Consider the following 24,714-nt stretch of genomic DNA (forward strand, 5'->3'; position numbering starts at 1 on the left):
CCCCTAGGAGGAATGGCTTTATGATTATCCCCTTGCCAGATACGACCACGCGCAAAATCTCTAAAAAGCTCGTGGAGATGCAGGAGCATTACACGCTCACGACCGGCCGCGTTCTTACGCTCATCGTTATGACCGAAGAAGGCGATGACCTTGACAACCTGCTCACTTCAGTACGCGATGCCTCCCACGAGCACCCCTCCCGCGTCATCGTGATCGCCTCGGGCTCCCTCGAAGAAGAAACCCGCCTCGATGCTGAGCTGCGCGTCGGCGGCGAGGCGGGTGCCTCGGAAATCGTCGTTATGCACCTCCATGGCGCCCTCGCCGACCAAGCAGAAGCAGTGGTTACTCCCCTTCTTCTTCCGGATACACCGATCGTTGCTTGGTGGCCTACTGCCTGCCCGCCTGCGCCCGCAGCCGTACCCATCGGTGCTCTAGCCCAACGCCGCATCACTAACGTGGCTTTCGGCAGCGGTGTTGATCAATACGACCTTCACGTGCTGTCCTCCGGCTATAAGCCGGGTGATTCCGACATGTCCTGGGGCGCCATTACCCTGTGGCGTGGCATCATCGCCTCTGCTCTTGACCGCCATCCACACGAGCCTGTCAATTCGGTGGAGATTTCCGGAGCCGAGCACCATGCCGCCGTCGATTTTGCGGCCGGCTGGCTGCTCGACGCCCTTTCCGTCCCCGTCACCCGTAGAATCTCGGAATGCGAGGCAGGCGCCTTCCCGATTACCTCCTTAGTCTTCCGGCGCCCCACCGCGGATATCACTGTCACGGCCGTCGATGCCACGACGGTTAAGGTCAGCGTCCCCGGTTCCCCAGAATCGCTCGTGAGCCTCGCTGTGCGTTCCGAAGCGGAGGTGCTCTCGGAAGAGCTGCGCCACCTTGATTCGGATAGGACATACGCCCATGCTCTCCGCGCCTTAGCGCGCGTGCACTACAGTGTGTAGGCGTAACTATTCCATCGTTCCCCCAGTCCCATCATTCAGAAGGATCTTTCTTCACCATGGTCACGCTTCGTCGCGTTAGCGACATCGACGAGCTCATATCCTCCGCCGCACTCGCCTTTATCGAGACGATTGCAGCGATTCAAGCCCCGGGCGGTGGCCTGCACAAGGACGGAGTAGCACGCGTAGTCCTCACCGGTGGTGGTGCTGGAATCGGTGTCCTCCGCGAATTGGCACGCCTCCACGAAGCTGCCGAGCAGCAAGGCGGCGACTATCCCGCATTGGCCGTGGACTGGACGCGGGTCCATGTCTTCTTCGGGGATGAGCGCAATGTTCCGGTCAGCGATTCGGATTCCAACGAGGGACAAGCTCGCGAGGCTCTTCTCAGCAAGGTCGGTATTCCAGAACCGCACATTCATGGCTATGACTTGGGTGCGGTATCCATGGAGCACGCCGCCCAAGCCTATGAAGGCGAGATTCGTGATTTTGCGCCGGAGGGCTTCGACATTCACCTCTTGGGCATGGGACATGAAGGCCACATCAACTCTCTTTTCCCGCACTCGGAGGCAGTCTATGAGGATACGGACTATGCATTTGCTGTCCATGATTCCCCTAAGCCCCCGTCGGAGCGTGTCACGCTGACCTACCCCGCTATCAATCGCTCTCAACGCATTTGGTTCCTTGTCTCCGGTGAGGAGAAGGCCGAAGCTGCGTCCCATCTCGTAGCCGGGGCCGCGGCTGAGGATTGGCCTGCCGCAGGTGCGCGGGGCACCGAAGAGACTCTACTTTTCGTAAGTGAAGACGCCGCACAGCAGCTTTAGCGCCACGGTTCCCCGGTCGCTTGAAGCCTAGGAAAAAAGAACGCCGCGTTCCCTCCTCCATGAGAGGAAGCACGCGGCGTTCTGCGTTGTTGTGGCCGTAGACCAGCTGGCGGTTTTAGCTGCTATATGCCTGCAGCAGGTTTAGGGCTACGATGCAAGCGAGCCAGATGACCACCATGACCACGGTATAACGGTCGAGGTTCTTTTCAACCACGGTGGAACCAGACAAGTTGGACTGCACACCGCCGCCAAAGAGACTGGAAAGACCGCCGCCCTTACCTTTGTGCAGCAGCACGAAGACAGACATCAGGATTGCGGCAATCACGAGGATGATTTCCAGTGCCAAGATCATGAAATAGTTCCTTGTTTTACGCGTTCGTTCATTTTATGTGGTGGTGACAGCCTATGCCGTCAGCCCACGGAGAAGAGGGCGCCAAAAGCGGGCGCAATAATCCCCGATAATACACCACGTGGCGGGCCAGATACCATTCCGACCCGCCACGGCTCATGAGCGTTATGCTAGCTGGTATGAGGGCTATGCACCCTGGGCAGCGTTAGCCGCCAGCTTGGCAAACTCCTCGCCCTTGAGAGAAGCACCGCCAACCAGGCCGCCGTCGACGTCCGGCTTGCCTACGATCTCCGCGATGGAATCCACCTTGACGGAGCCACCGTAGAGAATGCGGATCCCCTCGGCCACCTCATCGCCGCCCAGTTCACGGACGAGCTCGCGAATGGCTGCGCACACTTCCTGCGCGTCCTCAGCGGAAGCAACCTTACCAGTACCGATTGCCCAGACCGGTTCATACGCGATGACGGTCTTGGAGAGGTCCTCGGCAGAAAGGCCTTGCAGGGAGTTGCGGGTTTGGGTGACCACGTAATCCACGTGGGTGCCTGCCTCGCGCACGTTGAGCGGCTCGCCCACGCAGACAATAGGGCTGATGCCGTTAGTCAGAGCTGCAGCGGCCTTCTCAGCAACCAGCTGGTCGGTCTCACCGTGGTACTGACGGCGCTCGGAGTGGCCAACGACTGCCCAGGAGCATCCCAGGGCGGAGAGCATTTTGCCGGACACCTCACCGGTGTATGCGCCGGACTCATGCTTGGAGATGTCCTGTGCGCCGTAGGTGAACTGCAAGTCGTCGCCGTCGACCAGCGTTTGCACAGTGCGGATGTCGGTGAACGGGACCATGAACGCCACGTCAACCTTCTCGTAGTATTCCTTCGGCAGAGAGAATGCGAACTTCTGCAAGGAACCAATAGCTTCCTTGTGGTCGAGGTTCATCTTCCAGTTACCTGCGATAAGCGGGGTACGTGCCATGATTAGCCTTTCTAAATCAGACTGAGTTGACGGTTTAAGTGCTTAGGCTTCCAGGACCTTGACGCCCGGCAGCTCCTTGCCTTCAAGGAACTCGAGGGAAGCGCCACCACCGGTAGAGATGTGAGAGAAGCCATCTTCATCGAGGCCGAGCAGGCGGACGGAAGCTGCGGAGTCACCGCCGCCAACGACGGTGAAGGAACCGTTCTTAGCGGTGGCGTCGATGATCGACTGTGCCACACCGGCGGTGCCCTTGGAGAAGGCCTCCATCTCAAAGACACCCATTGGGCCGTTCCAGAAGACGGTCTTGGAAGAAGCGATGACCTCGTCGAACTCCTTCACCGACTCCGGGCCGATGTCGAGAGACTGCCAACCCTCCGGAATACCGTCCAGGGCGACGACCTTGTTCTCTGCCTGAGCATCGAACTCGGTTGCAGCAACGAGGTCGACCGGCAGGACAATCTTTTCACCGAAGCGCTCGAGCAGCTCCTTGCAGTTGTCAATCTGGTCTTCTTGCAGCAAGGAGTTCTGGACGTTGTAGCCCTGCGCAGCCAAAAGGGTGTAGCACATGCCGCCGCCAATGATCACCTTGTCGGCCTTGCCGGCAAGCGCTTCGATCACACCGAGCTTGTCGGAAACCTTGGCGCCGCCCAGAACGACCACGTACGGGTGCTCTGGCTTCTCTGCTACCGCAGCCAGGGTTTCCACTTCCTTCTGCACCAGCTTGCCGGCGTATGCTGGCAGGCGCTTGGCGACGTCGTACACAGAGGCCTGTGCGCGGTGAACAACACCGAAACCATCGGAAACGAAGGCACCGTTGTCCGCAGCCAGGGCGACGAGTTCATCGGCGAAGGCGCCGCGCTCAGCCTCATCCTTGGAGGTCTCGCGCGGATCGAAGCGAACATTCTCCAGGAGGAGAACATCGCCATCGTTGAGGCCGTTGGCGCGCTCGTGAGCGTCTTCACCGCTGACGTCGCCGGCAAGGGCAACGTACTGATCCAGCGCCTCGGAGAGAGCCTCTGCGACTGGCGCGAGGGAGTACTTCGGGTTTACTTCGCCCTTCGGACGCCCCAAGTGTGCCGACAGAATGACCTTCGCTCCCCCCTCAATGAGCGCCTTGATAGTCGGCAGCGAGGCGGTGATGCGGCCAGAGTCGGTGATGTTTCCTTCATCATCAAGCGGGACATTGAAGTCAGAACGAACAAGGACGTGGCGGCCGGAAACGCCTTCTGCGAGCAGATCGTCCAAAGTCTTGAAAGCCATTGTGTTCTCCTTAAAGGTGGGTACTCAAGCTAAAGGTTAATGCTATTCAATTAGAAAGTGTGCCGGAACCTGATTCGCGATGTGTGTGAAAGCGCGTACTCGTTCCTTAAAGACGACTACCGGCCCAGCGCACGCCATATATTCAGAGATAGTAGGCGCGGCGCGTGGGCCGGTATCTAGCCCGCGGTGCTTCCGCAGGCAATCACAGCTTGCTTCACTGTGCTCATTTCAGAGGGTGAAGCTTTAGAGCTTAGAGGCTACCAGGGAGGTGGTGCGCACGAGCTGGCTGGTGTAGCCCCACTCGTTGTCGTACCAGCCGAGGACCTTGACGAAGTTTCCGTTGGAAACCTTGGTCATGCCAGCATCGAAGATGCAGCCGTGGGAATCGGTGATGATGTCGGTGGAGACGATCGGGTCCTCGGTGTAGCCCAGGGTCTCGCCGAACTCGCCGGTGGCGGCTTCCTTGATAGCAGCGTTGATTTCCTCAGCGGTGACGTCGCGGGATGCCTGGAAGGTCAGGTCGGTAGCGGAACCGGTGATGGTAGGAACGCGCATTGCGTAACCGTCCAGCTTGCCCTCCAGCTCCGGCAGAACCAGGGAGACAGCCTTTGCTGCACCAGTGGAAGTCGGAACCATGTTGACGGCTGCGGCGCGGGCGCGGCGCAGGTCGCGGTGCGGAGCGTCCTGGATGCGCTGGTCACCGGTGTAGGCGTGGATGGTGGTCATCAGGCCCTTCTCGATGCCGAACTTCTCGTGCAGGACCTTGGCCATCGGTGCCAGGCAGTTGGTGGTGCAGGATGCGGCGGAGATGACATTGTGCTTCTCAGCGTCGTACTCATCGGAGTTAACGCCGTAGACGAAGGTTGCGTCAACGTTCTTGCCCGGTGCAGAGATGATGACCTTCTTGGCGCCGGCCTCGATGTGAGCCTTGGCAGCCTCACCATCGGTGAAGAAACCGGTGGACTCGATGACGATGTCGACGTTGTACTCGCCCCAGTTCAGGTTCTTCGGATCGCGCTCTGCGGAGACTGCAATCTTGTGACCGTTGACAGTGATGGACTCGTCGTCATGCTCGATCTCACCGTCGAAGCGGCCCAGAACCGAGTCGTACTTGAGCAGGTTGGCCAGGGTTGCGTTGTCCGTCAGGTCGTTAACTGCGACGACCTCGAGGTCATTGTTGCCCTGTGCGACTGCACGGAAGAAGTTGCGGCCGATGCGGCCAAATCCGTTGATACCTACGCGAATGGTCACTGTAATGTCTCCTCAAATAATCGAGTGAAGTTCAATTGTGGGGGCTTCCGAGACTTTGTCTTTATAGGCAGTGCGGTGGACCGTTCTTGCGGCACCGTTGCCCTGCCACTTCCGTGACGTGCTCGGTGGTTTTCCCAACACGGCCGATAGTACCCACGGATTTTGCATCCTGCAGTGCGCGTTCAGGTTCCCAACCAAGATGCTCGCACGAAAGGGAAAAGGGGCGTACACTAGATGGACCGCTAGTTACTTAATTCAATCCCCCAAACGCACACACCTGCAGATATGCCCGTTTATGTGGGATTGTGTTGGCCCTAAAGAGGGCAAGGTGGGATATCTCACTAAAGCAAAAAAGAGCGGGTGAATCCAAAAATAAACCGGTTATCGCCGGTCATAAATTCACCATCGATAGTCAATAAATTGCCCCAGACGGTCGCGATGGTGCCCGAACGGGCACAACATTCGACTGCGTCTGGGGCTAAGACGAGAGACTAGGATTCCTCAAAAAGTTCCTCTGTCACTGCCTTCGTCGTATCCGGCACACCAAGTTCCTTCGCGCGCTTATCTGCCATAGAAAGCAGGCGGCGAATACGCCCAGCCACCGCGTCCTTGGTCATCGGCGGATCAGCCAAGCGTCCGAGCTCTTCCAAGGAAGCTTCGCGGTGCTGCACGCGTAGGCGGCCGGCGTCCGCGAGATGTTCCGGGACGTCATCGCCCAAGATAACCATGGCGCGTTCGACGCGAGCCGCAGCTGTAACTGCCGCACGGGCAGAACGGCGTAAGTTGGCGTCATCGAAGTTGTCTAGGCGGCGGGAGGTGTCATGGGCTTCGCGTTGGATACGTTTCTTCTCCCACGTCAGTCGAGTCTCTTGGGCCCCCATTCTGGTCAGCAACGCACCAATGGCATCGCCATCACGCACCACGACGCGATCGGCCCCGCGGGTCTCCTTAGTTTTCGCCGCTACACCCAAACGACGCGCGCAGCCTACGAGAGCGAGTGCTGCCTCCTGGCAAGGACAGGTCACCTCCAGCGCTGAAGACCGGCCCGGCTCGGTTAGCGAACCTTGCGCCAAAAACGCGCCGCGCCAAGCTGCTTCATTATCCGCAACAGAGCCGGAGATTACTTGCGGTGGCAGGCCCACGACTGGGTGACCCGAGCGGGTCACCAACCCCAGGCGCCTAGTCAACTCCTTGGCCCCGGTAGTGATACGCACCTGCACTCTGCTCTTTTTAGAGGATGCGGCGAGGCCGGCTACGTGGGTGCTCGCAGAAATCGAATACAACTCGTCGAGTGCGGTGACCAAGCGAGTGGCTACGCTCTTCGATTCCAATTCGACCTCGTACATCACCCTATCTCCGGTGATGTGGAGCTCGCCGGCGAACCTGAGGATCGCGGCAACCTCCGCCGCACGAGCGGACTGGCGCGGTACGGACACCGCCGTAAGTTCCTCCTTGACCTGATCGGTCAATGACGCAGACACCTCGTGCCTCCCCTTTCAACTCTTGATGTAACTCACCGCAGAAAGCAGCAGTGGTGCAACTGGCCCTAGAAGGGCCTTGAGCTCGTGCATACACAGCACGCACCACCGCGCCTGTGAAGCGCAGCGACGCTGCGGTGAGCGATGAATGCCACTTAGTCTATCGTGCACTTAGCCGCGGTGAGTGCCCGGGGCACCCGCTGAAGAATCGCGCTGAGCGGCATAGTCGGTATAAAGCTCAGTCAGTACCTGCGCGAGCTTGTTTGGGCAATGCTTGTTGAGAGAATGTCCATTCTCATCGCTCTGGCACACATCGCGGAAGACCGCCGTAGCACCGAGCACGCTGGCCGCACGCTGCACGAAAACTCGCTCCGACTCATTCGGAAGACCAGAACCATCGACGATTACTTTGTCTACCCGCAGGTTTGGCGCATGCTGCGCTAAGACGTGCAGGTGGCGCTCAGCTGAAAAGCCCTGGGTCTCCCCTGGTTCCGCGGAAAGGTTAAGTACCACAACGCGAAGCGCATCCGAGGACGTAATTGCGTTGACAATCTCCGGTACGAGGACGTGTGGAAGCACCGAGCTAAACCACGATCCCGGGCCCAAGGTGATGAGGTCCGCATCGCGCAGGGCCGCGATGGTTTCCGGGTTGGCCTGTGGCTTCTCCGGGATGATCCGGACGCGGCGAACCTGCCCCACGGTGGATGCCACGGCGACTTGGCCGCGGACAGAGCGCATGATGCGGGGATCGTCGTCAAGCCCGGCCACGTCCGCTTCGATATCGAGCGGCAGATTCACAGCCGGCAGCACGCGGCCCGCAGACTGCGTTAGCCGTCCCACCGCGTCAAGCGCCGCTTGGAAGTCCCCCAAGACCTCAGTGAGTCCGGCAATGAGGAGATTACCCACCGCGTGGCCGGCCATGGCGCCGGTGCTTTGGAAGCGGTGCTGCAGCGTTGAGGCCCACATCTGGCCCTCCTCTGAGTCACTCGACAACGCGGCGAGCGCCATGCGCAAATCACCCGGCGGAATAATGTCCATCTCGCGGCGCAGCCGTCCGGAAGATCCGCCGTCATCAGCCACAGTGACGATGGCAGAGATCGCCTCCGCGCCGGTGCGGCGCGCAGCCAAAAGGGTTTGATAAAGACCATGGCCACCGCCCAGGCTAGCCATGTGGGTAGGGAGAGACGTCACGGAAATATTAGCTTTCGGTCATCCAAGGGTAGGGAATGAATTTTTATCTTATCGCACCTAATCCCGGGCGATGTCACGGTGCAGTGTGCTCACATCCAGATCCCCGCGCTCCCTGAGACGGCGAGCAATCTCCTCCGTAACGGCCACAGATCGGTGATGCCCACCGGTGCACCCGATGCCTACGGTAATGAAGTTCTTGCCCTCGTGCCGGTAGCCGGAAAGCATCGAGTCAAGCATGGTGATGAAGTGATCAATGAAGGGTTCAGCGGCGTCCTGGGAGAGGACGTAGTCTGCGACCGGTTCATCAGTACCGCGGTATCCCCGCAATTCAGGCACCCAATAAGGATTGGGAAGGAAGCGGACATCGACGACAAGATCTGCGTCACGCGGGGAGCCATGCTTGAAGCCGAAGGACTCTAACGTGACGTGCTGTAGCTCATGACCCATCTCGCCGAAAGAGGCCTCGATCGCGCGGCGCAGGTCGTGGACAGACAGATTGGTCGTATCAATGATGATATCCGCGCGGTCACGGATGGACTGTACTGCTGCGCGCTCGCGCTGAATGCCCGCCTTGAGGGTTTCCCCGTCCTGCAGCGGGTGCGTACGACGAACTGAATCGAAGCGGCGAATGAGCACATCATCCCGCGCGTCGAGGAAAAGCAGTGTCGGTTTCATGTCTAACTGCTCGAGTTCATCAAGAGTTTCTGCCAAGGAACCCGGGAACAAGCGGGAGCGCACATCGGTCACCGCGGCAATTTTAGAAACCGGGGATTCCGGGCTCGCGCACAACTTGAGTAGGTCAACGATTGCCTTGGGGGGAATGTTGTGGGCTACGTAATAGCCTTTATCCTCCAGCACTTTAGCCGCCGACGTCAGGCCACCGCCTGACATGCCGGTGATCAAAATGGGTGGGGAATCAAACAGCGTCATGGCTTCCATTCTTACCACCTATTCAGAGTCCTCGGTGGGAATTATCTCGACAGCCAAGCCTTCTTAGGAAGCGTGAAGATGATCAAATACTGTTTGCGCTAACTTCGGCCCGAAACCCTTGACCTCAGCAATCTCTTCCACGCTGGCTTCTTTGAGCTTCTTCACCGAACCGAAGTGCTTGACCAGGTCAGTACGACGCTGGGGCCCCAAGCCCGGAACGGCATCAAGAACCGATGAGCGCATACGCTTCGAGCGCTGCTGGCGGTGATAGGAAATGGCGACACGGTGGGCTTCATCACGGAGGTGCTGGAGCAAAAAGAGCGCTTGCGAATTGCGCGGCAAAATCACCGGTTCATCATCACCCGGAACCCACACTTCTTCTAGGCGCTTCGCCAGACCGATGAGGGTTACGTCCACGATGCCGAGTTCGTCGAAAACCGCCTGCGCCGCAGCCACCTGCGGTGCGCCTCCATCCACAATGAAAAGCTGCGGTGGGTAGGAGCTACGTTTGGTCTGGCTCGCCGCCTCTTCGCGCACCATCTCCTCGGCGAAGGTAGTGTTCTCCAGCTCCTCGTCCGGAACCGCTCGCTTGTCATCGTGGTGATGCTTGAAGCGGCGGCGAGTCACCTCAGCGATGGAACCGACATCGTTGGAGCGTCCATCACCCGCAGCCTCCTTGATGCGGTAGCGGCGGTAATCAGACTTGCGTGGCAGGCCATCTTCGAAGACCACCAAGGAAGCCACGACATCGGTACCTTGAATGTGCGAGATATCCGTACACTCAATGCGCAGCGGCGCGGAATCCATGCCTAGCGCCTCCTGCAGCTCCTGAAGTGCTGCGGACCGGGCAGTCAGATCGCCCACGCGCTTGAGCTTGTGCTGTTTCAGCTGCTCCTTGGCATTCCTCTCGACGGTCTCCATCAGTGCGCGCTTGTCGCCGCGCTGCGGGACGCGCAAGTCAATCTGGGCGCCTCGCAACTCCTCGAGAACAATCTTGACTTCGTCAGCTTCATCTGGAAGGGCCTGGACCAGAATCTCGCGAGGAATGGCGTTACCCTGCCGTGTGTCAGCATGGGATTCTTGGTCCACTCCCCTGCGCTCCAACTTGGCGTCCTCGGCAGCCTCTTGGCGCTGACGCTCGACGGCATCCGAATAGAACTGGATGAGGAAGTTCTGGATCAGTGCCGGCAGACCCGGATCTGCTTGGCCCTCCTCCACCACGTCTGTCGTTGCCTGATCACCAGAGCGCTCGACCACCCAACCACGCTGACCGCGGATGCGGCCCGAACGTACGTGGAAAATCTGCACCGCCGCTTCAAGTTCATCGGAGCTAAACGCGATGAGGTCTGCATCCGTCCCATCGGACAGAACCACGGCTTGCTGCTCCATCAATTTGTCTATCGCGCCGAGGTCATCGCGCAGGCGTGCTGCCAACTCGAACTCTAGGTTCTCCGCCGCCTCCTCCATGCGCTGAGTTATCCTCTTGCGCACCGGGGCGGTATTGCCATTCATGAAGCTGATGAGCTGGTTGACCGTCTCGCGGTGTTCCTCGGGGCTGACGCGGCCAATGCAGGGAGCATCGCACTTGCCGATGTAGCCCAAAAGACACGGCCGTCCTAAGCGCTCGTGACGGTTATACACACCCTTGGCGCACGTGCGCATGGGAAAGATTCGAGTCAGAAGATCGAGGGATTCGCGCACCGCCCAGGCATGGGAATAAGGGCCGAAATAACGCACTCCTTTGCGGCGTGGGCCGCGATAGAAGAACGCACGCGGGACGGTCTCCCCCACAGATACCGCGAGCATAGGGTAGGTTTTATCGTCGCGGTACATGACGTTGAAACGTGGATCGAAGCGCTTGATCCACGTGTACTCCAACTGCAGTGCTTCCACCTCGCTGGCCACCACAGTCCATTCGACTGAGGCCGCAGTCAGAACCATCTGGCGGGTTCGCGGGTGCAGTTGGGTGATGTCCTGGAAGTAGTTTGATAGCCGCGCGCGCAGGTTCTTCGCCTTGCCCACATAGATGACGCGGCGGTTCTCATCGCGGAACTTATAAACGCCCGGATCCGTGGGGATGCTTCCGGGCGCGGGGCGGTACTCAGAGGGATCAGCCACTAGTCATCCTGCGGCATGTAGCGGGCTTCCAGGTCACGGAAAGAGCGGACCTTGGTGATGACGTTCTGCTTATCACCTGACTGCAGGGCCCAAACCGGCACGTATTCGAAGTCAGGCAGCTCAATACGCGCCATGCGTGATCCCTCAGGGAAAGATAGGCCGTAGATGACCTGCCACGGGTAGAAGCGGGTTCCTAGAATGTTGCGGATCTCTACCCCATCAGAGTTCGCGCGGAGTCGCGGCCGAGTCAATGCCAACCACGACAGGATCGAAATCACCACGCCCACCCCGGGGAAAGCGAACTTATCAATAGTCGTCACCGTTGCGCCGGTAAAAGACAAGCCCACAGTGAAGCCCATAAATAAGTGCGCTGCCATGACGAGGATGATCCAGATGATCGCCACCTTGCGCAGGTAAGGCGACGTCGCTTCATATTCCCAAGGCTTGGATGAGGTCTGGGCAAAAGGATCAGCGCTGGTATAGGCCAACAACTGCTCCTCGCTCATGCGCGGTGCGCCCCCCGCAGAGCTCGATGCGGCTGGCCGCAAGGATTGCGAGGACGAATTGGCGTGAGCTGACTGTTCCCGCTCTTCATGGCCCAAGGGCACCTGTGGGTCCGTCATCGAGTTTCCATCTCCTCATCACTCCGCTGAGGCAGGCCACGGCTCTGTGCTGATATGCAGGGCGCCGTGGTTGCGCGTGGCAGCCTACTTTAGGTTTGACTCGTCCAGTGTACGCAAGGTGTGCACGGTTTCTAAAGCTGCCTGCATGGCCTCTGCACCTTTATCTTCCGCGGAGTCTGCAAAGCCAGCGCGATCAACTGCTTGATCATAGTCGTTGACGGTGAGCACACCATTAGCCACCGGAGTGGATTCATCGAGCGCGATGCGGGTCAGCCCCTGGGTGACGGAATCACACACATAATCAAAGTGCGGAGTACCGCCACGGACAACACAGCCCAGTGCCACCACGGCGTCATGCGTGCGCGCCGCGGCCTGGACCACTACGGGGAGCTCCAAAGCGCCCACAACGCGCAGCGGGGTCACAACGGCACCGGCTGCTTCAGCGGTCTCCAGTGCTCGACGATGCAGCTGATCACAAATCTCGGCGTTCCACGTGGCGGTGACAACCGCGACGCGGAGTCCTTCACCCGAGACATTCTTCGGGGTTGGCAAGCCTTCCTTGCTCATTGGGTGCTCCTTTGTTTTAGTTTTCAGCTCGATTTTCCGGCTTAATGCCTTACGAGTGCTTCTGGTCCCATTCAGCGACCTGTGGCAGATCATGCCCCATCCGGTCGCGCTTCGTGCGCAGATAGCTGATGTTCTCCGCCGTCGCGGGGGTAGCCAACGCGGTGCGTGCGGTGGCATCAATGCCAAAGCCCTGTAGACCCTCGCCCTTGTGCGGGTTATTGGTCAAGAGGTTCACGGACTTCACGCCTACATCCCGCAGGATTTGGCCGGCCACGGAATACTCGCGGGCATCTTCGGGCAGGCCCTGCTCCACGTTGGCATCAACGGTGTCCATTCCCTTGTCCTGCAGGCGATAGGCTTTGAGTTTATTCACTAAACCGATGCCGCGGCCTTCCTGTCCGCGCAGGTAGATGACGATCCCGCGTCCTGCTTCCTGCACCGCACGAAGGGATTCCTGCAGCTGCGGCCCACAGTCACAGCGCTGAGAGGCAAAGACGTCCCCTGTAAGGCACTCAGAGTGGACACGAACGGGCACATCCTCCGCACCGCTATAACTCTCCACGTCACCGACGAAGAGGGCGATGTGCTCGCGCTTATCGACGTCACTCGAATAGCCCACCGCGCGGAACTCGCCGTACTCGGTGGGCAGGCGGGTTTCTACCTCGCGGCGGACCTGTTGTTCGTTGTGACGACGCCACTCGATGAGCTGCTCGATGGAAATCATCGTCAGCCCGTGAGCGTCGGCAAAGCGACGCAGCTCCGGCGAGCGGGCCATGTCCGTGGGGTCCTCTTCGGAGACGATTTCACACAGCACGCCGGCAGGGCGCAGACCGGCCAGCCGGGCCAGGTCGATGGCAGCTTCCGTATGCCCATCGCGTTCGAGCACACCATTCGGGCGGGCAGCGAGCGGGACCACGTGGCCAGGGCGTGTGAACTCCGACGGTTCAGAGGAAGGATCAGCCAAGCGCCGAATGGTGTCGCAGCGCGAGGTGGCGGAGATACCCGTCGAGCCATTAGCCAAGTCCACGGTCACGGTGTAGGCGGTCTGGCGCACGTCCTGGTTAACCGCCAGCATTGGAGGTAGGTTCAACCGCTCACAGTCTTCCGGGAGCAGCGGCGCGCAAATGTAGCCGGAGCTATAGCGCACCATAAAGGCCACAAGCTCCGGGGTGGCGAGCTCAGCGGCGAAGATGAGGTCGCCTTCGTTCTCGCGGTCCTCATTATCTATGACGACGACTGCCTTGCCGGCCGCGATGTCGGCGATGGCTTGGTCGACGCTATCTAAACTAAAAGCTGAATCTGCAGCGCTCATAAGGACTAACTCTATCCCTCTGTTCCCGCGCCGTGGGCGTTAGGGTGAACCATTTTCTCCACATACTTGGCAACCACGTCTACCTCGAGATTTACTCGGGCGCCTGGCTTCATGGAACCAAAGACGGTATCGCGCAGGGTGGTGGGAATGAGTGAGACTTCAAAGAAGGCTTCCGCACCGGGCTCTTCCTGTCCAACTGACAAAGCCGATACCGTCAGGGAGGTCCCCTGCACCGCGATGGAGCCCTTTTCCACCACGTAGCGCGCCAGCTCAGCCGGCAGACTAAAGCGCAATACCTCCCAGTGCTCTGAAGGCGTGCGGGACAGCAAGGTCCCGGTGCCATCGACGTGGCCCTGCACAATATGGCCGCCCAAACGCGTCGTCGGGAGCACCGCACGCTCGAGGTTAACCGGCGAGCCCTCCGCGAGCTCGCCGAGAGAGCTACGGTTTAAGGATTCCTTCATGACATCGGCGATGAAGGTCCCTTCTCCTAACTCAGCCACGGTCAGGCACACGCCGTTGACCGCGATGGAATCACCTAGCTGCGCGTCACTCAATACTGTAGATGCCGCAATACCCAAGCGCACCGCATCACCCTGCGGTTCGACGCTATCGACGTGACCGATCTCCTCAACGAGTCCGGTAAACATAGACCGCACTTCCCTTTCTTTTTAACACTCTAAATCTTCTAGCCCTTGAATCTTCTACCCATTGAAAGCTTGCCAGCTTTCAATGTTTCCCAGCTTTCAAAGCTTTTCATCCTTGCGATATTCCACAAGCAGGTCCTCGCCGAGCTCGGTAACCGCGCAACGCCGCCATCTTTGGGCGCAGGCCAAGTTCGACGACACAGCACTGGTGAGAACACCCCTGCCTTCACCGAGGATGACATTTCCTATATAAGCCTGGATCCGGTCGACACAACCTAGCTCCATGAAGCTTGTTGCGAGCCCCGCGCCGCCTTCGACGAGAATATCTCGGGCACCCGTGGCATATAGCTCATCTAGGGCCTCCTGTGGAGAGGCATAGTGCTCAAAACCTAGTCTCTCAAGGTTGGTTTGTCCTCCTTGAGACACATCCCGGGAGCCGATGACAACACGCCGCGGTTGCTGCGGGCGCAAGGAACCATCCGCACAGCGCGCCGTCAAAGACGGGTTATCCGCTAAGGCTGTGCCAGTTCCGATAAGGATGGCATCGCGCTGAGCTCGGTCACGGTGCACATGCTCGCGGGCCTGCTCCCCCGTGATCCACTGGCTGCTGCCATCCACTGCGGCGGTGAAACCATCCAGGCTCTGTGCGAACTTCAACGTGACGTGCGGGCGACCGAGTGCAACGGCGCACAGCCACGGCTCCAGCGCATCTGCTCCTTCTGCCGGTTCCGAGAGCTGTCCCACGGTGATGCCGGCGCGACGCAGAGTGGTTGACCCTCCCCCAGCTTGCGGGGTGGGGTCCGGGTGGAAGTAGTAGACAGCGGATACGGACGCATCGATAAGCGCCTGCGCGCAGGGACCAGTACGGCCCGTGTGATTGCAGGGCTCCAAGGTGACCACCGCGGTTCCACCGCGTGCCTTGTCCCCCGCATCGCGCAGCGCCATGACTTCAGCATGCGGTCCGCCCGGGGGCTGGGTTGCGCCGACGCCAACCACCTGCCCAGCGGAATCAAGGATGACTGCTCCCACCGGTGGGTTTGGGCTCGTTGTACCGCGCACCTGCTCGCCGGCCTCCATGGCTAGGCGTAACGCTTGCGCAAGGACAGCAGAATCGTGGCGTGGGTTCACAGCGTAGCCAATCGGCGCAGCTCCTCGATGGCCGCCGCCTTATCCGCCTGCTTGTAAATGGCTGATCCCGCCACGAAGGCATCGCAGCCCGCCTCGGCGGCGGAGCGGATCGTCTCGGCAGAAATGCCGCCATCGATTTCGATGAGGACGTCGAGGCCGCGCTCGTCAATGGCCGCACGCAAGGTGCGAACCTTGTCCAACTGATCCGGCATGAAGCTCTGACCACCAAAGCCAGGCTCAACAGACATGACGAGAACCTCGTCGAAGTGCTCCAAGGCATCCAGCCAGGGCTCAATCGGGGTGCCTGGCTTGATGGAGAAGCCCGCGCGCACCCCTAGGTCACGGATCTTGCGGGCCAAGGCGATGGCCGCTTCCTTATCGGCCACGGCCTCGACGTGGAAGATGATGCAATCAGCCCCGGCCTTGGCGTAGGTTTCCACCCACTTCTCCGGCTCCTCGATCATGAGGTGAACGTCGAGGGTCTGCGAGGTAATCCCGTCCACCGTCGCCGTAATATCCGGGCCGAAGGACAAGTTGGGCACAAAGTGACCATCCATGATGTCAACGTGGATCCAATCCGCGTTGGCCACGGCCTGAACCTCCTCACCCAAGCGGGTGAAATCAGCGGCCAGAATGGATGGGGAAATGATGGGACCAGACGAGTGTGCAGACATGACACTCAGCCTAGTCCCTCACGGGGCGCTAGTCCGCTACTCGGCGGAGGACGGCGAAAAACATTGCATCTGTTCCGTGGCGGTGCGGCCACATTTGGGCGGAGAGCTCGCTGCCGAGGTCTCCCATTTCCGGCAGCACCTCCCGCGCATCCAGCTCCTCGATACGCGCCTCTGTCCCAGCTCCATGGCGCTCCAAGGCCGCATCCACAATGCCTCGGGTCTCTCGCAGATCGGGCGAGCAGGTGGAGTACACCACAACACCACCGGGACGAACGAGCTCTAATGCGGATTCGAGGAGCTCGCTCTGGAGTTTGTTGAGCTCCGCAATATCGGACTCGGCCTTGCGCCAGCGAGCCTCTGGGCGGCGACGGAGCGCACCCAGGCCGGAACAGGGGGCGTCGACAAGCACGCGGTCGAAGCCTGCACCGAGACCCGGCGCACGACCATCCGCCCGATGCACGCGGACAGGTAGGTCTCCCACGGTCTTTTCCACCAAGGTAGCGCGGTGCGGAGAGACTTCTACGGCATCGACTTCCGCCCCCTCAATGCGGGCGATGGCACCCATCAAGGCAGCCTTGCCACCGGGGCCCGCACACAGGTCCAACCAGCGTCCGGTGTCGTCGCCGATGAGTTCAGCTTCCGTCACTGCGCGTGCGATCAGCTGTGATCCTTCGTCCTGGACCGCTGCCAACTTCTGACGGACGGGCTCTAGCGAGCCCGGGTCACCCTGCTCAAGATACACCGCATAAGGCGAATAACGCCCTTCCTCACAACCGGTAATGAGCGCAAGCTCTTCCGCAGAGATTTCGCCGGGCCGCGCTACCAAATGCACCAGAGGCCGCTCAGAATCCGCTTCGAGTGCGCGTTCCAACTCCGCTGTCTGTTCGGCGTTGAGCTTGCTCTCACCAGCGGCGTCCAGCAGGCCCAAGGCGCGTCCGAAAGAGCGGGCAATCCACTCCGGGTGGGCATGGCGGAAGGCCACAGCCGCGACCTCTTCCTTTGGAGCAAGCTTGTCTAGCCACCCTTGCGCAGGTGTGCGGGTGATGGTGCGCATAATGCCGTTGGCAAAGCCCTTGGCCTTTTCGTGGCCAGCTGCCTCCACGAGGCGGACGGTGGTATCGACCGCAGCATGCGCTTCAACGCGGGTGTACAGCACTTGGTAGGTGCCCATTCGCAAGGCGATGAGAACGTCAGGTGCAATGGCCTCTAGGCCGCGCGAAGCGCACTCGGCGATAACCGCATCAAGCACGCCTTCGCTGCGCAGCGTGCCGTAGGTGAGTTCCGTCGAGAAGGCTGCATCACGGCCGCTAAGGTTGTTCGCACTTACTACCTTTGGCAGCGTGAGGTTGGCAAAAGCATCATCGGCCTCTACACGCTGCAACACCTCGAAAGCCACCGCGCGTGGGACATCGACTCCGCAGCGCCGCGCTGCGGACATGAAGGACGCTGGCTGTCGGTCCCGGCGGCTGTGCTGGCGCTGTCCGCCTCGATTCTCTCGCTTTCCTTTAGTCTGGCGGTTAGTACCGCCACGTGCGGTTCTGCGTCCACCGCTGCGTTGCTGTTCGGCGCGCTCGGTGCGAGCTGCCGGATCACCGGACTTGCTGCGGGATCGGAAACCTCCACTCATGAAAACTTCACCTCATCCTGGCCGCCCTCTGCTGCTTGGGAAGCCCGGCTAGAAAGCCCGCGGCCCCAGTCGGCGGCATTCATCATCTTTTTGCCGGGCGGTTGGATCTGGCCTAGGCGCACCGGGGCGCTTCCGGTACTGACCATTACCTCCTTCTTCGCCACGTGTACTTCGCCCGGTTGCAGCGAAGTCAACGCGGTAGTGTCTGGCAGCTCCTCTAGTTCTGCTGGCTCCACGACGCTGACCGGGCCTACCTTTAAGCGCGACTCCCCCAATAGGGTCCACGCGCCCGGCCCTGGAGTATGCGCACGGATATGGCGATCGACAACATCGGCCTGCGCGGTCCAATCGATTCGGGCGTCTTCCGTGGAAATCTTGTGCGCGTAGGTGACCTCACCCGCCTGCGGCTGCGGGGTGATGCTGCCATCTTCCAAACCATTCATCGTCTCGACGAGAAGATCACCGCCGGCATACGCCAAGCGCGTCAGCAGGTCATCCGCGGTATCAGTGGGCCGGATTGTCTCTTCCATGGTGGCCAAGATATCCCCGGTGTCCAGGCCTCGATCAATCCGGAAGGTTGTAGCACCCGTTCGCTCATCTCCCGCAGCAATAGCAGCCTGCACTGGGGCAGCGCCACGCCATGCTGGGAGAAGGGAAAAGTGCAGGTTGACCCAGCCGTGCTTGGGAAGGCTCAAGAGGTCCTCGGTGATCAGGTTTCCGTAGGCGACCACTGGAATGGCCTCGGGGGCGATCTCTGCTAGCCGTGCACGCAATGCATCGCCGTCCACGGTGCCCTGCTTGAGGGTGGTCGGCGTGAGCACCTCGATGCCGTGTTCCTCAGCTAGGACTTTCACGGGGCTCGGATGCACGCTGCGTCCGCGACCACGGCGGGCGTCGGGCCGAGTGATGACTGCAGCTACCTCATGATGGGACTCGATAAGCTTCTGCAAAGCCACAACAGCGGGCTCGGGGGTTCCGGCGAAAATAATGCGCACTGTGAAGGCAGGCCTTTCTTAGTTCACGTTGTTGGGGTTCTAATTTTTAATCGATGTGGGGCCGCGCTGGCGTCAGAGCGTGCGCGCGGCTATGAGTTAAACCACTCCGCTTGGCGGATGGTCTTCATAGATTCCTTGCGCAGTTCGTCGCTCAGGCGCTGGAGGAACAAGACACCATCCAGGTGATCTGTTTCGTGCTGTATGCAACGCGCCATAAGCCCCGAAGCCAACATCGATACAGGTCGGCCCTGCGGGTCGTAGCCGCGCAGACGCACCGTGGAGAATCTTTCGGTGGGCTGCGAAATACCTGGGATGGACAGGCAGCCCTCAGTTCCTAACTGCATGTCCTCCCCAACCGCTTCCCACTCTGGGTTGATTACCGCACCGCGCAGGCCGCTTTGAAAGTGTGAGCAATCGAAGACGAAGATGCGCTTGGTCACACCAATCTGGTTGGCGGCTAATCCGACTCCCCCAGCATCTTCCATGGTTTCCAGCATGTCCTGGGCCAAGCGTTCCAGTGACGGCCCGAACTCGGTGATTTCCTCGGCACGGGTGGTCAGGACCGGATCGCCATAAAGGCGAACCTCGCGCACAGTCATAGTGGTACTCCTCGAGGGCTAAACAGTGTGTCGGCTACCGAGAATAGTTCACCTCCAGCAGCGCGCGCCCGCCAGGGGTGAAAAGAACGCAGCCCTTAACCGATGTTGATTGGGTCCACGGTGATGCGCAGCGGCAACACATCCTTGCGTGCACTGCGCACGGAATTAGCCCTTCTCAAAGCCTGACCGAGCTCTGAACGCGGACCTAGTGGGGTACGAATCAATAGCCGCTGCGGCTCACCGCCGCGCTCATGATCATAGTCACCTGGCAGGCTCACTCCCGGCGGCAACGGGACGGGCCCGAGAAGCTCCGCATGTTCCGGCAGTTCCGCCAACTCCAAAAACGCATCGAGGGAAGCATCGGCGCCATCGACGGCCGCCATATGCACAGCAGGTGGAAAGCGTACCTCGCGGCGTGCCTGCAATTCCGCTGCTGCAGCTCCCACCATGTCCCAGCGGCTCAAGAAGCCCACGAGTGGCAGTTGCTCATCGGCAGCAACGATCACCGCACCGCCGTCGCGTGCCGGCGCGACGAGAGTCGCAGCAGCCGCCCACTTGGCCAAAGTGTCCTCCGTGGCTCGCAGATCCTGGCGGCCCAGCAGCGCCCCGGTTTCCACCAAAAGGGCGGCGCCGTAGTGCCCACCCTCCGCGATGCGCGGTTCCGCGCCCGGTGTAGCGATAACCAGCGCGGGACCGGTAGGGATCTCATCGAGGATGGTGGATCCGCCCGACTGAATCACTCGGGTGTTGGGAAATGCGCGGCCCATCTCCTCCGCCGTGCGTTCGGAACCCAGCACGATGGCGCGCAGCCGCGGCGAGCCGCATTCGGAGCACCGATAATGAGCGTTAACGCGCCCACACCACCGGCACGTCGGCAGCGCAGCCGAATCTGTCGATTCATCCCTCGAAGCACCAGCGGAAGGCAGACCCAAGGGGCCATTGCAATGACGGCAACGCGCCGGGGACGCGCAGTGCCCACAAGCCAAAATCGGCGCATAACCCTTACGCGGGACCTGTACGAGAACGGGCTCACCGCGGTCGAGCGCCGCACGTGTGGCCTGAAATGCCGGGCCGCTGACAGCCGTCGTCCCGCCCTGCATGTGGCGGGCCAGATTAATCCCGTACGCACCCACCGCAAGGATGTTGGGGCGTCTCTTCTCCAGCGCTGTGTCGCTAGGTAAAAGATCGTGGGCCCACCCCGATTCAACAAGCAACTGGGCTTCTGCGGTGCGCGCATGGCCGGCGAGGACAAGGCTGCAGCCTTCCTGTGCCGAGCGGGTGCTAAGCACCTCCCTCGAATGGGCATAGGGCTTGAGGTTATCCACCAAATTATCGTCGCCGTCATTGAGGACAACGGCCAGCTTGAGGCCCTTGACTGGGGCAAAGGCTGCGGAGCGAGTACCGATGACGATCCGTGCTTGACCAGTTAAGGCGGAAAGATAGCGACGATAACGGGCCTGGGGCCCAGTACTGTGCGCGAGGACAGTGATTTGTTTGGCAGAAACGTGACGGCGAAACGCCGCCTCTAGGCAATCCAAGTCACGCTGATCGGGGACGACCATGAGCACGCCCCCGCCCTGCAGGGCCACGCTGGTTCCAAGGGCTGCCAAAGCACCGGCCCAGTCTTCCCCGGGTGCTATCTGCCAGGCTGCCCGGGCAATGTGCCCGGACAAGATCGAATCTACGAAGGACTCCCCGTGCTGGTAGCCCGACCACGCGGAAAGATCCGGATACTCGGCAGTGCCAAGTTCCTCCCACGGCGTATCCACGTCTGCTTCTTCGGCCTTGGCGTGGCGCGCCGGGATCGCGGTGCGAATGATGTCGGAGCGCACGCCGCCATAACGAGCCGCGAGGGATTCGATGAGCGCTGACATTGTCGGGGTGTACACCGCATAAGGAGAAATGACGCGATCAATATAACGAAGCGAACCCGCATAGTCGGAATCGCTAGCCCGCGACAACAAGATGGCGTCAACCAGACGACCATTGAAGCGGATGCGCACCCGCACTCCGGGCTGCGCAGCCTGTGAATCCGATTCATCAATGAGGTAGTCGAATTCTCGGTCCAAGTGGGCCACCCCTAACAAAGGCAACACCCGCGCGACCGGTTGCTGGGCGGCGGGTGTCTTCTTGGGCATAGGGCCCGATTCTACAGGCCGGCGGCGCGACGCAGGCTGTCGGCTCGCGAGGTGTCCTCCCACGGCAGATCGACATCGGTACGCCCGAAGTGTCCATAGGCTGCAGTCTGACGATAGATTGGACGCTGCAGGTCGAGCTCGCGAATAATCGCGGCCGGGCGCAGGTCGAAGACCTTATTCACCGCTGCCTGAATGTCAGCGTCGCTCAAGCCCTCGTGGGCAGTGCCGAAGGTCTCCACATACAGGCCGACCGGCTTTGCACGTCCAATGGCGTAGGCAACCTGCACCTCGGCACGGTCAGCCAGGCCAGCGGCCACGATATTCTTAGCCACCCAGCGCATAGCATAAGCCGCGGAACGGTCCACCTTGCTTGGGTCTTTACCGGAGAACGCACCGCCACCGTGGCGGGCCATGCCACCGTAGGTATCCACGATGATCTTGCGGCCGGTCAAGCCCGCATCACCCATGGGCCCGCCCAGAATGAAGGAGCCGGATGGGTTGATGAGAAGCTCAGTATCTTCGGTGTAGTACTGGCCCAATTCAGCATCGTTCACGACCCACTCGACGACATGGGTGCGAAGTTGCTCGGCCAACCACTCCTGGGTCACATCCGGATCATGCTGCGTGGAGATCACGATCGTCTCCAAGCGCGTCGGCACATCATTTTCGTCGTAAGCGAAGGTGACCTGAGTCTTTCCGTCGGGACGGAGCGAAGGCACGATACCTTCCTTGCGGACGTGGGTAAGACGGCGCGAAAGGTGGTGGGCCGTCGAAATCGGCAGCGGCATAAACTCTGGAGTTTCATTCGTTGCGTAGCCAAACATGAGGCCCTGATCACCAGCGCCATACTGGTCATCATCCTCAAACGTCCCCGAACGTACCTCTGTGGAGGCGTCGACGCCGGCCCCGATCTCCTGGGACTGTTCACCAATGGCCACGTTGACGCCACAGGTGTGGCCATCAAAGCCCACATCGGAAGAGGTAAAACCGATCTCTACAAGGGTCTTGCGGACGATCTGTGGGATTTCAACATAACCGGAGGTGCGCACCTCGCCCACGACGTGGACTTGGCCCGTCGTCACGAGAGTCTCCACAGCGACGTGGGCGTCAGGATCTTCCTCCAGGAGGGCGTCAAGAATGGCGTCTGAGATCGCGTCACAAATCTTATCCGGATGACCTTCTGTCACGGATTCGCTAGTAAAAAGGCGCACCGCCTGAGCAGCTTTATCAGTCACAAATCTTCCTTAAACTAATTCCGCGCGCCGTGGGCAGGACTTCGCCTCACCCACGCCTCGGCTGTTAACACCGCCCCATCGTAGACCAAGCGGTCTATAACTGCAAGAACGAGCGCTACTTTTCCAACAATTCATTCACCGCATCAAGAATCTGTGCGGCCACAACTTGCTTTGAGCCCGGGGCAACCACCACTGGGTCGGAAGAGCGACGAAGGATCCACCCGGCACTCGTGGCTTGGCCAAAGACCTTGCCCTCTCCGACCTCATTAGCCATGAGCACATCGCAGCCCTTCTTCACAAACTTCTGCTGGGCATACTCGAGCACGCTAGTAGTCTCATCACCAGTCTCCGCAGCAAAGCCAACGATGATTGCCTCGCGCTTAACTTCACCATTCTCACGCCGCTGCACCAGACCCTTGAGTATATCCGGGTTCTCCACGAGCTCAAGGCTGGCCAAGTCCTCGTCTGCTGCGCCCTTCTTCATCTTCGAATCCGCCACGGACGCGGGACGGTAGTCGGCAACAGCCGCGGCCATGATAATGATGTCGGCATCGGCAGCTTCGCTATTCATCGCCTCCTGCATATCCCGCGTCGATGTCACGCGCACCACGGAAGCGCCTGCAGGGATGGGAAGCGCTTCAGTGTTTCCAGCAACAATAGTGACATCCGCCCCGCGTTGCGCAGCGATCTCCGCCAAGGCAAAACCCTGGCGTCCAGAAGAACGGTTGCCAAGGTACCGCACTGGATCGAGGTTCTCTTGGGTACCTCCGGCAGAGATCACAACCTTCCGGCCCTGCCAATCATGCTCCACGCGATGCCCCGCGATAATCGTACGAGCAAACTCCGCTATCTGCTCTGGATCCGGCAGGCGGCCGGCACCCGTATCGGTGCCGGTGAGTCGGCCATGCGCCGGCTCCATCACGGTGATACCGCGCCGGCGGAGCGTTGCCACATTGTCCTGGGTTGCCGGGTTCAGCCACATCTCCGTGTGCATGGCGGGGGCAATGATGACGGGGCACGTAGCAACCAGCACGGAAGCGCTCAAAAGATCATCAGCGCGGCCACAGGCCAACCGGGCGATAAGATCCGCGGTGGCAGGAGCGATGACGACTGCATCAGCCTGCTGCCCCAAGGAAACGTGTTGGACCTCATCCACGGCATCAAAGACGGTTGTGGAGACCGGGTGTCCTGACAAAGCTTCGAAGGTGGCCGCCCCAACGAAGTTCAATGCGGCCTCCGTGGGAACGACGCGGACATCATCGCCCTGTTCTTTAAAATCCCGAATAAGGTGACACGCCTTATAGGCAGCAATGCCGCCTGCCACGCCGATAAGGATTCGGCGGCCCCCTGCGGGCTTGGTCGACGCAGGTCTCAACTCTGAACTATCTGGGGTTTTCTGTACGTCCTTCACTCGGCCGATAGTACCCAAGACACAGCAAACCCACCGAAGCGCCTAGAGAGACACTTGGGTGGGTTTAGATTCAGAATGGCGCTAAGGCACTTTAAGAAGCTGCCTTGTTGCCTTCACGATGAGCAGGCTAGTTGCCTTCCTCGTGGTCCAGCAGGCCCGCGTCAATCTCGCGGAGGGCGATGGACAGCGGCTTCTCACCCGGTTCCGGGGTTACCAGTGGTCCGACGAACTCGAAGACGCCTTCATCCTGTTCCTGGTAGTAGCTGTTGATCTGGCGTGCGCGCTTCGCAGCGAAAATCACCAGAGCGTACTTGGACGAGACCTTGCCCAGCAGTTCATCAATCGGCGGATCGGTAATACCCGTCGGCGGATCGAATACTGGCTCCGGCTTCACGGCCTCAGAATTGGCAGGTGTGGTCACGTTGGTCACATGCACCTTTACTG

General features: G+C 60.2%; 23 protein-coding genes. 2 read left to right on the forward strand and 21 right to left on the reverse strand.

Translation table 11 applies throughout. The annotated features are described in order from the left end of the window. Window positions 1-20 precede the first annotated feature (20 nt). Window positions 21-953 carry a glucose-6-phosphate dehydrogenase assembly protein OpcA gene (locus tag HMPREF2996_RS04340; RefSeq protein WP_070444875.1) on the forward strand — a complete coding sequence of 311 codons (933 nt, stop codon included), beginning with the start codon at window positions 21-23 and terminating at the stop codon, window positions 951-953. 56 nt (window positions 954-1,009) lie between these two features. Continuing rightward, entirely contained in the window at window positions 1,010-1,771 is a 762-nt protein-coding gene (gene pgl / locus HMPREF2996_RS04345; protein WP_070444878.1) for a 6-phosphogluconolactonase, read from the forward strand. 115 nt (window positions 1,772-1,886) lie between these two features. Here pgl and secG read toward each other — a convergent pair whose 3' ends face one another. From secG to rpoZ, 21 genes are all read right to left on the reverse strand, one after another. Further along, complete coding sequence (gene secG / locus HMPREF2996_RS04350) at window positions 1,887-2,123, reverse strand: preprotein translocase subunit SecG (protein WP_070643470.1); 237 nt, start codon at window positions 2,121-2,123, stop codon at window positions 1,887-1,889. 183 nt (window positions 2,124-2,306) lie between these two features. After that, entirely contained in the window at window positions 2,307-3,086 is a 780-nt protein-coding gene (gene tpiA, locus HMPREF2996_RS12950) for a triose-phosphate isomerase (protein ID WP_070444881.1), read from the reverse strand. Window positions 3,087-3,128: 42 nt separating this feature from the next. Further along, entirely contained in the window at window positions 3,129-4,346 is a 1,218-nt protein-coding gene (gene pgk / locus HMPREF2996_RS12955; RefSeq protein ID WP_070643464.1) for a phosphoglycerate kinase, read from the reverse strand. Window positions 4,347-4,589: 243 nt separating this feature from the next. Continuing rightward, window positions 4,590-5,597, reverse strand: a complete 1,008-nt coding sequence (gene gap, locus HMPREF2996_RS04365; RefSeq protein WP_070444886.1) for a type I glyceraldehyde-3-phosphate dehydrogenase — start codon at window positions 5,595-5,597, stop codon at window positions 4,590-4,592. A gap of 491 nt (window positions 5,598-6,088) precedes the next feature. Further along, a complete protein-coding gene (whiA, locus tag HMPREF2996_RS04370) occupies window positions 6,089-7,078 on the reverse strand; it encodes a DNA-binding protein WhiA (protein ID WP_070730287.1) in 990 nt (329 codons plus the stop codon). Between the two features lie 168 nt (window positions 7,079-7,246). Beyond that, window positions 7,247-8,245 (reverse strand): gluconeogenesis factor YvcK family protein, encoded by a 999-nt coding sequence (gene yvcK / locus HMPREF2996_RS04375; protein WP_070444892.1) that lies wholly within the window; start codon window positions 8,243-8,245, stop codon window positions 7,247-7,249. A 78-nt stretch (window positions 8,246-8,323) separates the two neighbouring features. Next, a complete protein-coding gene (rapZ, locus tag HMPREF2996_RS04380; protein ID WP_070643459.1) occupies window positions 8,324-9,205 on the reverse strand; it encodes an RNase adapter RapZ in 882 nt (293 codons plus the stop codon). A 54-nt stretch (window positions 9,206-9,259) separates the two neighbouring features. Next, entirely contained in the window at window positions 9,260-11,314 is a 2,055-nt protein-coding gene (gene uvrC / locus HMPREF2996_RS04385; protein WP_070710605.1) for an excinuclease ABC subunit UvrC, read from the reverse strand. Then, window positions 11,314-11,820, reverse strand: coding sequence for a PH domain-containing protein (locus HMPREF2996_RS04390; protein ID WP_236659274.1), 507 nt, complete (start codon window positions 11,818-11,820; stop codon window positions 11,314-11,316). The genes uvrC and HMPREF2996_RS04390 overlap by 1 nt, the downstream gene beginning before the upstream one ends. 201 nt (window positions 11,821-12,021) lie before the next feature. Further along, the gene (gene ribH / locus HMPREF2996_RS04395) at window positions 12,022-12,504 is read right to left on the reverse strand and encodes a 6,7-dimethyl-8-ribityllumazine synthase (protein ID WP_070444904.1); all 483 of its coding nucleotides are present in this window, start codon (window positions 12,502-12,504) and stop codon (window positions 12,022-12,024) included. A gap of 49 nt (window positions 12,505-12,553) precedes the next feature. Continuing rightward, window positions 12,554-13,816 carry a bifunctional 3,4-dihydroxy-2-butanone-4-phosphate synthase/GTP cyclohydrolase II gene (locus HMPREF2996_RS04400; RefSeq protein WP_070444907.1) on the reverse strand — a complete coding sequence of 421 codons (1,263 nt, stop codon included), beginning with the start codon at window positions 13,814-13,816 and terminating at the stop codon, window positions 12,554-12,556. An 11-nt stretch (window positions 13,817-13,827) separates the two neighbouring features. After that, entirely contained in the window at window positions 13,828-14,466 is a 639-nt protein-coding gene (locus HMPREF2996_RS04405) for a riboflavin synthase (RefSeq protein WP_070710604.1), read from the reverse strand. A gap of 96 nt (window positions 14,467-14,562) precedes the next feature. Beyond that, a complete protein-coding gene (gene ribD / locus HMPREF2996_RS04410) occupies window positions 14,563-15,591 on the reverse strand; it encodes a bifunctional diaminohydroxyphosphoribosylaminopyrimidine deaminase/5-amino-6-(5-phosphoribosylamino)uracil reductase RibD (protein ID WP_083313779.1) in 1,029 nt (342 codons plus the stop codon). Further along, window positions 15,588-16,265 (reverse strand): ribulose-phosphate 3-epimerase, encoded by a 678-nt coding sequence (rpe, locus tag HMPREF2996_RS04415; RefSeq protein WP_070444913.1) that lies wholly within the window; start codon window positions 16,263-16,265, stop codon window positions 15,588-15,590. Before rpe ends, ribD begins: the two co-directional genes overlap by 4 nt. A 28-nt stretch (window positions 16,266-16,293) precedes the next feature. Continuing rightward, a complete protein-coding gene (locus HMPREF2996_RS04420; RefSeq protein WP_070444916.1) occupies window positions 16,294-17,892 on the reverse strand; it encodes an RsmB/NOP family class I SAM-dependent RNA methyltransferase in 1,599 nt (532 codons plus the stop codon). Beyond that, window positions 17,889-18,887: a methionyl-tRNA formyltransferase gene (fmt, locus tag HMPREF2996_RS04425; RefSeq protein ID WP_070730289.1), complete on the reverse strand. Its 999-nt coding sequence runs from the start codon at window positions 18,885-18,887 to the stop codon at window positions 17,889-17,891. The genes HMPREF2996_RS04420 and fmt overlap by 4 nt, the downstream gene beginning before the upstream one ends. 89 nt (window positions 18,888-18,976) lie before the next feature. Next, the gene (def, locus tag HMPREF2996_RS04430) at window positions 18,977-19,486 is read right to left on the reverse strand and encodes a peptide deformylase (protein ID WP_070643449.1); all 510 of its coding nucleotides are present in this window, start codon (window positions 19,484-19,486) and stop codon (window positions 18,977-18,979) included. Between the two features lie 95 nt (window positions 19,487-19,581). Continuing rightward, window positions 19,582-21,624 carry a primosomal protein N' gene (locus tag HMPREF2996_RS04435; RefSeq protein ID WP_070730291.1) on the reverse strand — a complete coding sequence of 681 codons (2,043 nt, stop codon included), beginning with the start codon at window positions 21,622-21,624 and terminating at the stop codon, window positions 19,582-19,584. An 11-nt stretch (window positions 21,625-21,635) separates the two neighbouring features. Next, window positions 21,636-22,859 (reverse strand): methionine adenosyltransferase, encoded by a 1,224-nt coding sequence (gene metK, locus HMPREF2996_RS04440; RefSeq protein ID WP_070444927.1) that lies wholly within the window; start codon window positions 22,857-22,859, stop codon window positions 21,636-21,638. Window positions 22,860-22,974: 115 nt separating this feature from the next. Then, a complete protein-coding gene (coaBC, locus tag HMPREF2996_RS04445) occupies window positions 22,975-24,234 on the reverse strand; it encodes a bifunctional phosphopantothenoylcysteine decarboxylase/phosphopantothenate--cysteine ligase CoaBC (RefSeq protein WP_070730293.1) in 1,260 nt (419 codons plus the stop codon). 163 nt (window positions 24,235-24,397) lie between these two features. Then, entirely contained in the window at window positions 24,398-24,700 is a 303-nt protein-coding gene (gene rpoZ / locus HMPREF2996_RS04450) for a DNA-directed RNA polymerase subunit omega (RefSeq protein WP_010186799.1), read from the reverse strand. Window positions 24,701-24,714 lie beyond the last annotated feature (14 nt).

The organism is Corynebacterium sp. HMSC066C02 (assembly GCF_001814945.1).
GTDB lineage: Bacteria > Actinomycetota > Actinomycetes > Mycobacteriales > Mycobacteriaceae > Corynebacterium > Corynebacterium aurimucosum.

Coding starts and splice junctions, on each gene's coding strand:
- ribH (WP_070444904.1), bottom strand. CDS start 12,504: ATGAGCAAGGAAGGCTTGCCAACCCCGAAGAATGTCTCGGGTGAAGGA.
- yvcK (WP_070444892.1), bottom strand. CDS start 8,245: ATGGCTAGCCTGGGCGGTGGCCATGGTCTTTATCAAACCCTTTTGGCT.
- pgl (WP_070444878.1), top strand. CDS start 1,010: ATGGTCACGCTTCGTCGCGTTAGCGACATCGACGAGCTCATATCCTCC.
- HMPREF2996_RS04435 (WP_070730291.1), bottom strand. CDS start 21,624: ATGCCCAAGAAGACACCCGCCGCCCAGCAACCGGTCGCGCGGGTGTTG.
- HMPREF2996_RS04405 (WP_070710604.1), bottom strand. CDS start 14,466: ATGTTTACCGGACTCGTTGAGGAGATCGGTCACGTCGATAGCGTCGAA.
- HMPREF2996_RS04340 (WP_070444875.1), top strand. CDS start 21: ATGATTATCCCCTTGCCAGATACGACCACGCGCAAAATCTCTAAAAAG.
- secG (WP_070643470.1), bottom strand. CDS start 2,123: ATGATCTTGGCACTGGAAATCATCCTCGTGATTGCCGCAATCCTGATG.
- rpe (WP_070444913.1), bottom strand. CDS start 16,265: ATGTCTGCACACTCGTCTGGTCCCATCATTTCCCCATCCATTCTGGCC.
- tpiA (WP_070444881.1), bottom strand. CDS start 3,086: ATGGCACGTACCCCGCTTATCGCAGGTAACTGGAAGATGAACCTCGAC.
- HMPREF2996_RS04400 (WP_070444907.1), bottom strand. CDS start 13,816: ATGAGCGCTGCAGATTCAGCTTTTAGTTTAGATAGCGTCGACCAAGCC.
- rapZ (WP_070643459.1), bottom strand. CDS start 9,205: ATGGAAGCCATGACGCTGTTTGATTCCCCACCCATTTTGATCACCGGC.
- pgk (WP_070643464.1), bottom strand. CDS start 4,346: ATGGCTTTCAAGACTTTGGACGATCTGCTCGCAGAAGGCGTTTCCGGC.
- HMPREF2996_RS04420 (WP_070444916.1), bottom strand. CDS start 17,892: ATGAGTGGAGGTTTCCGATCCCGCAGCAAGTCCGGTGATCCGGCAGCT.
- def (WP_070643449.1), bottom strand. CDS start 19,486: ATGACTGTGCGCGAGGTTCGCCTTTATGGCGATCCGGTCCTGACCACC.
- HMPREF2996_RS04390 (WP_236659274.1), bottom strand. CDS start 11,820: ATGAGCGAGGAGCAGTTGTTGGCCTATACCAGCGCTGATCCTTTTGCC.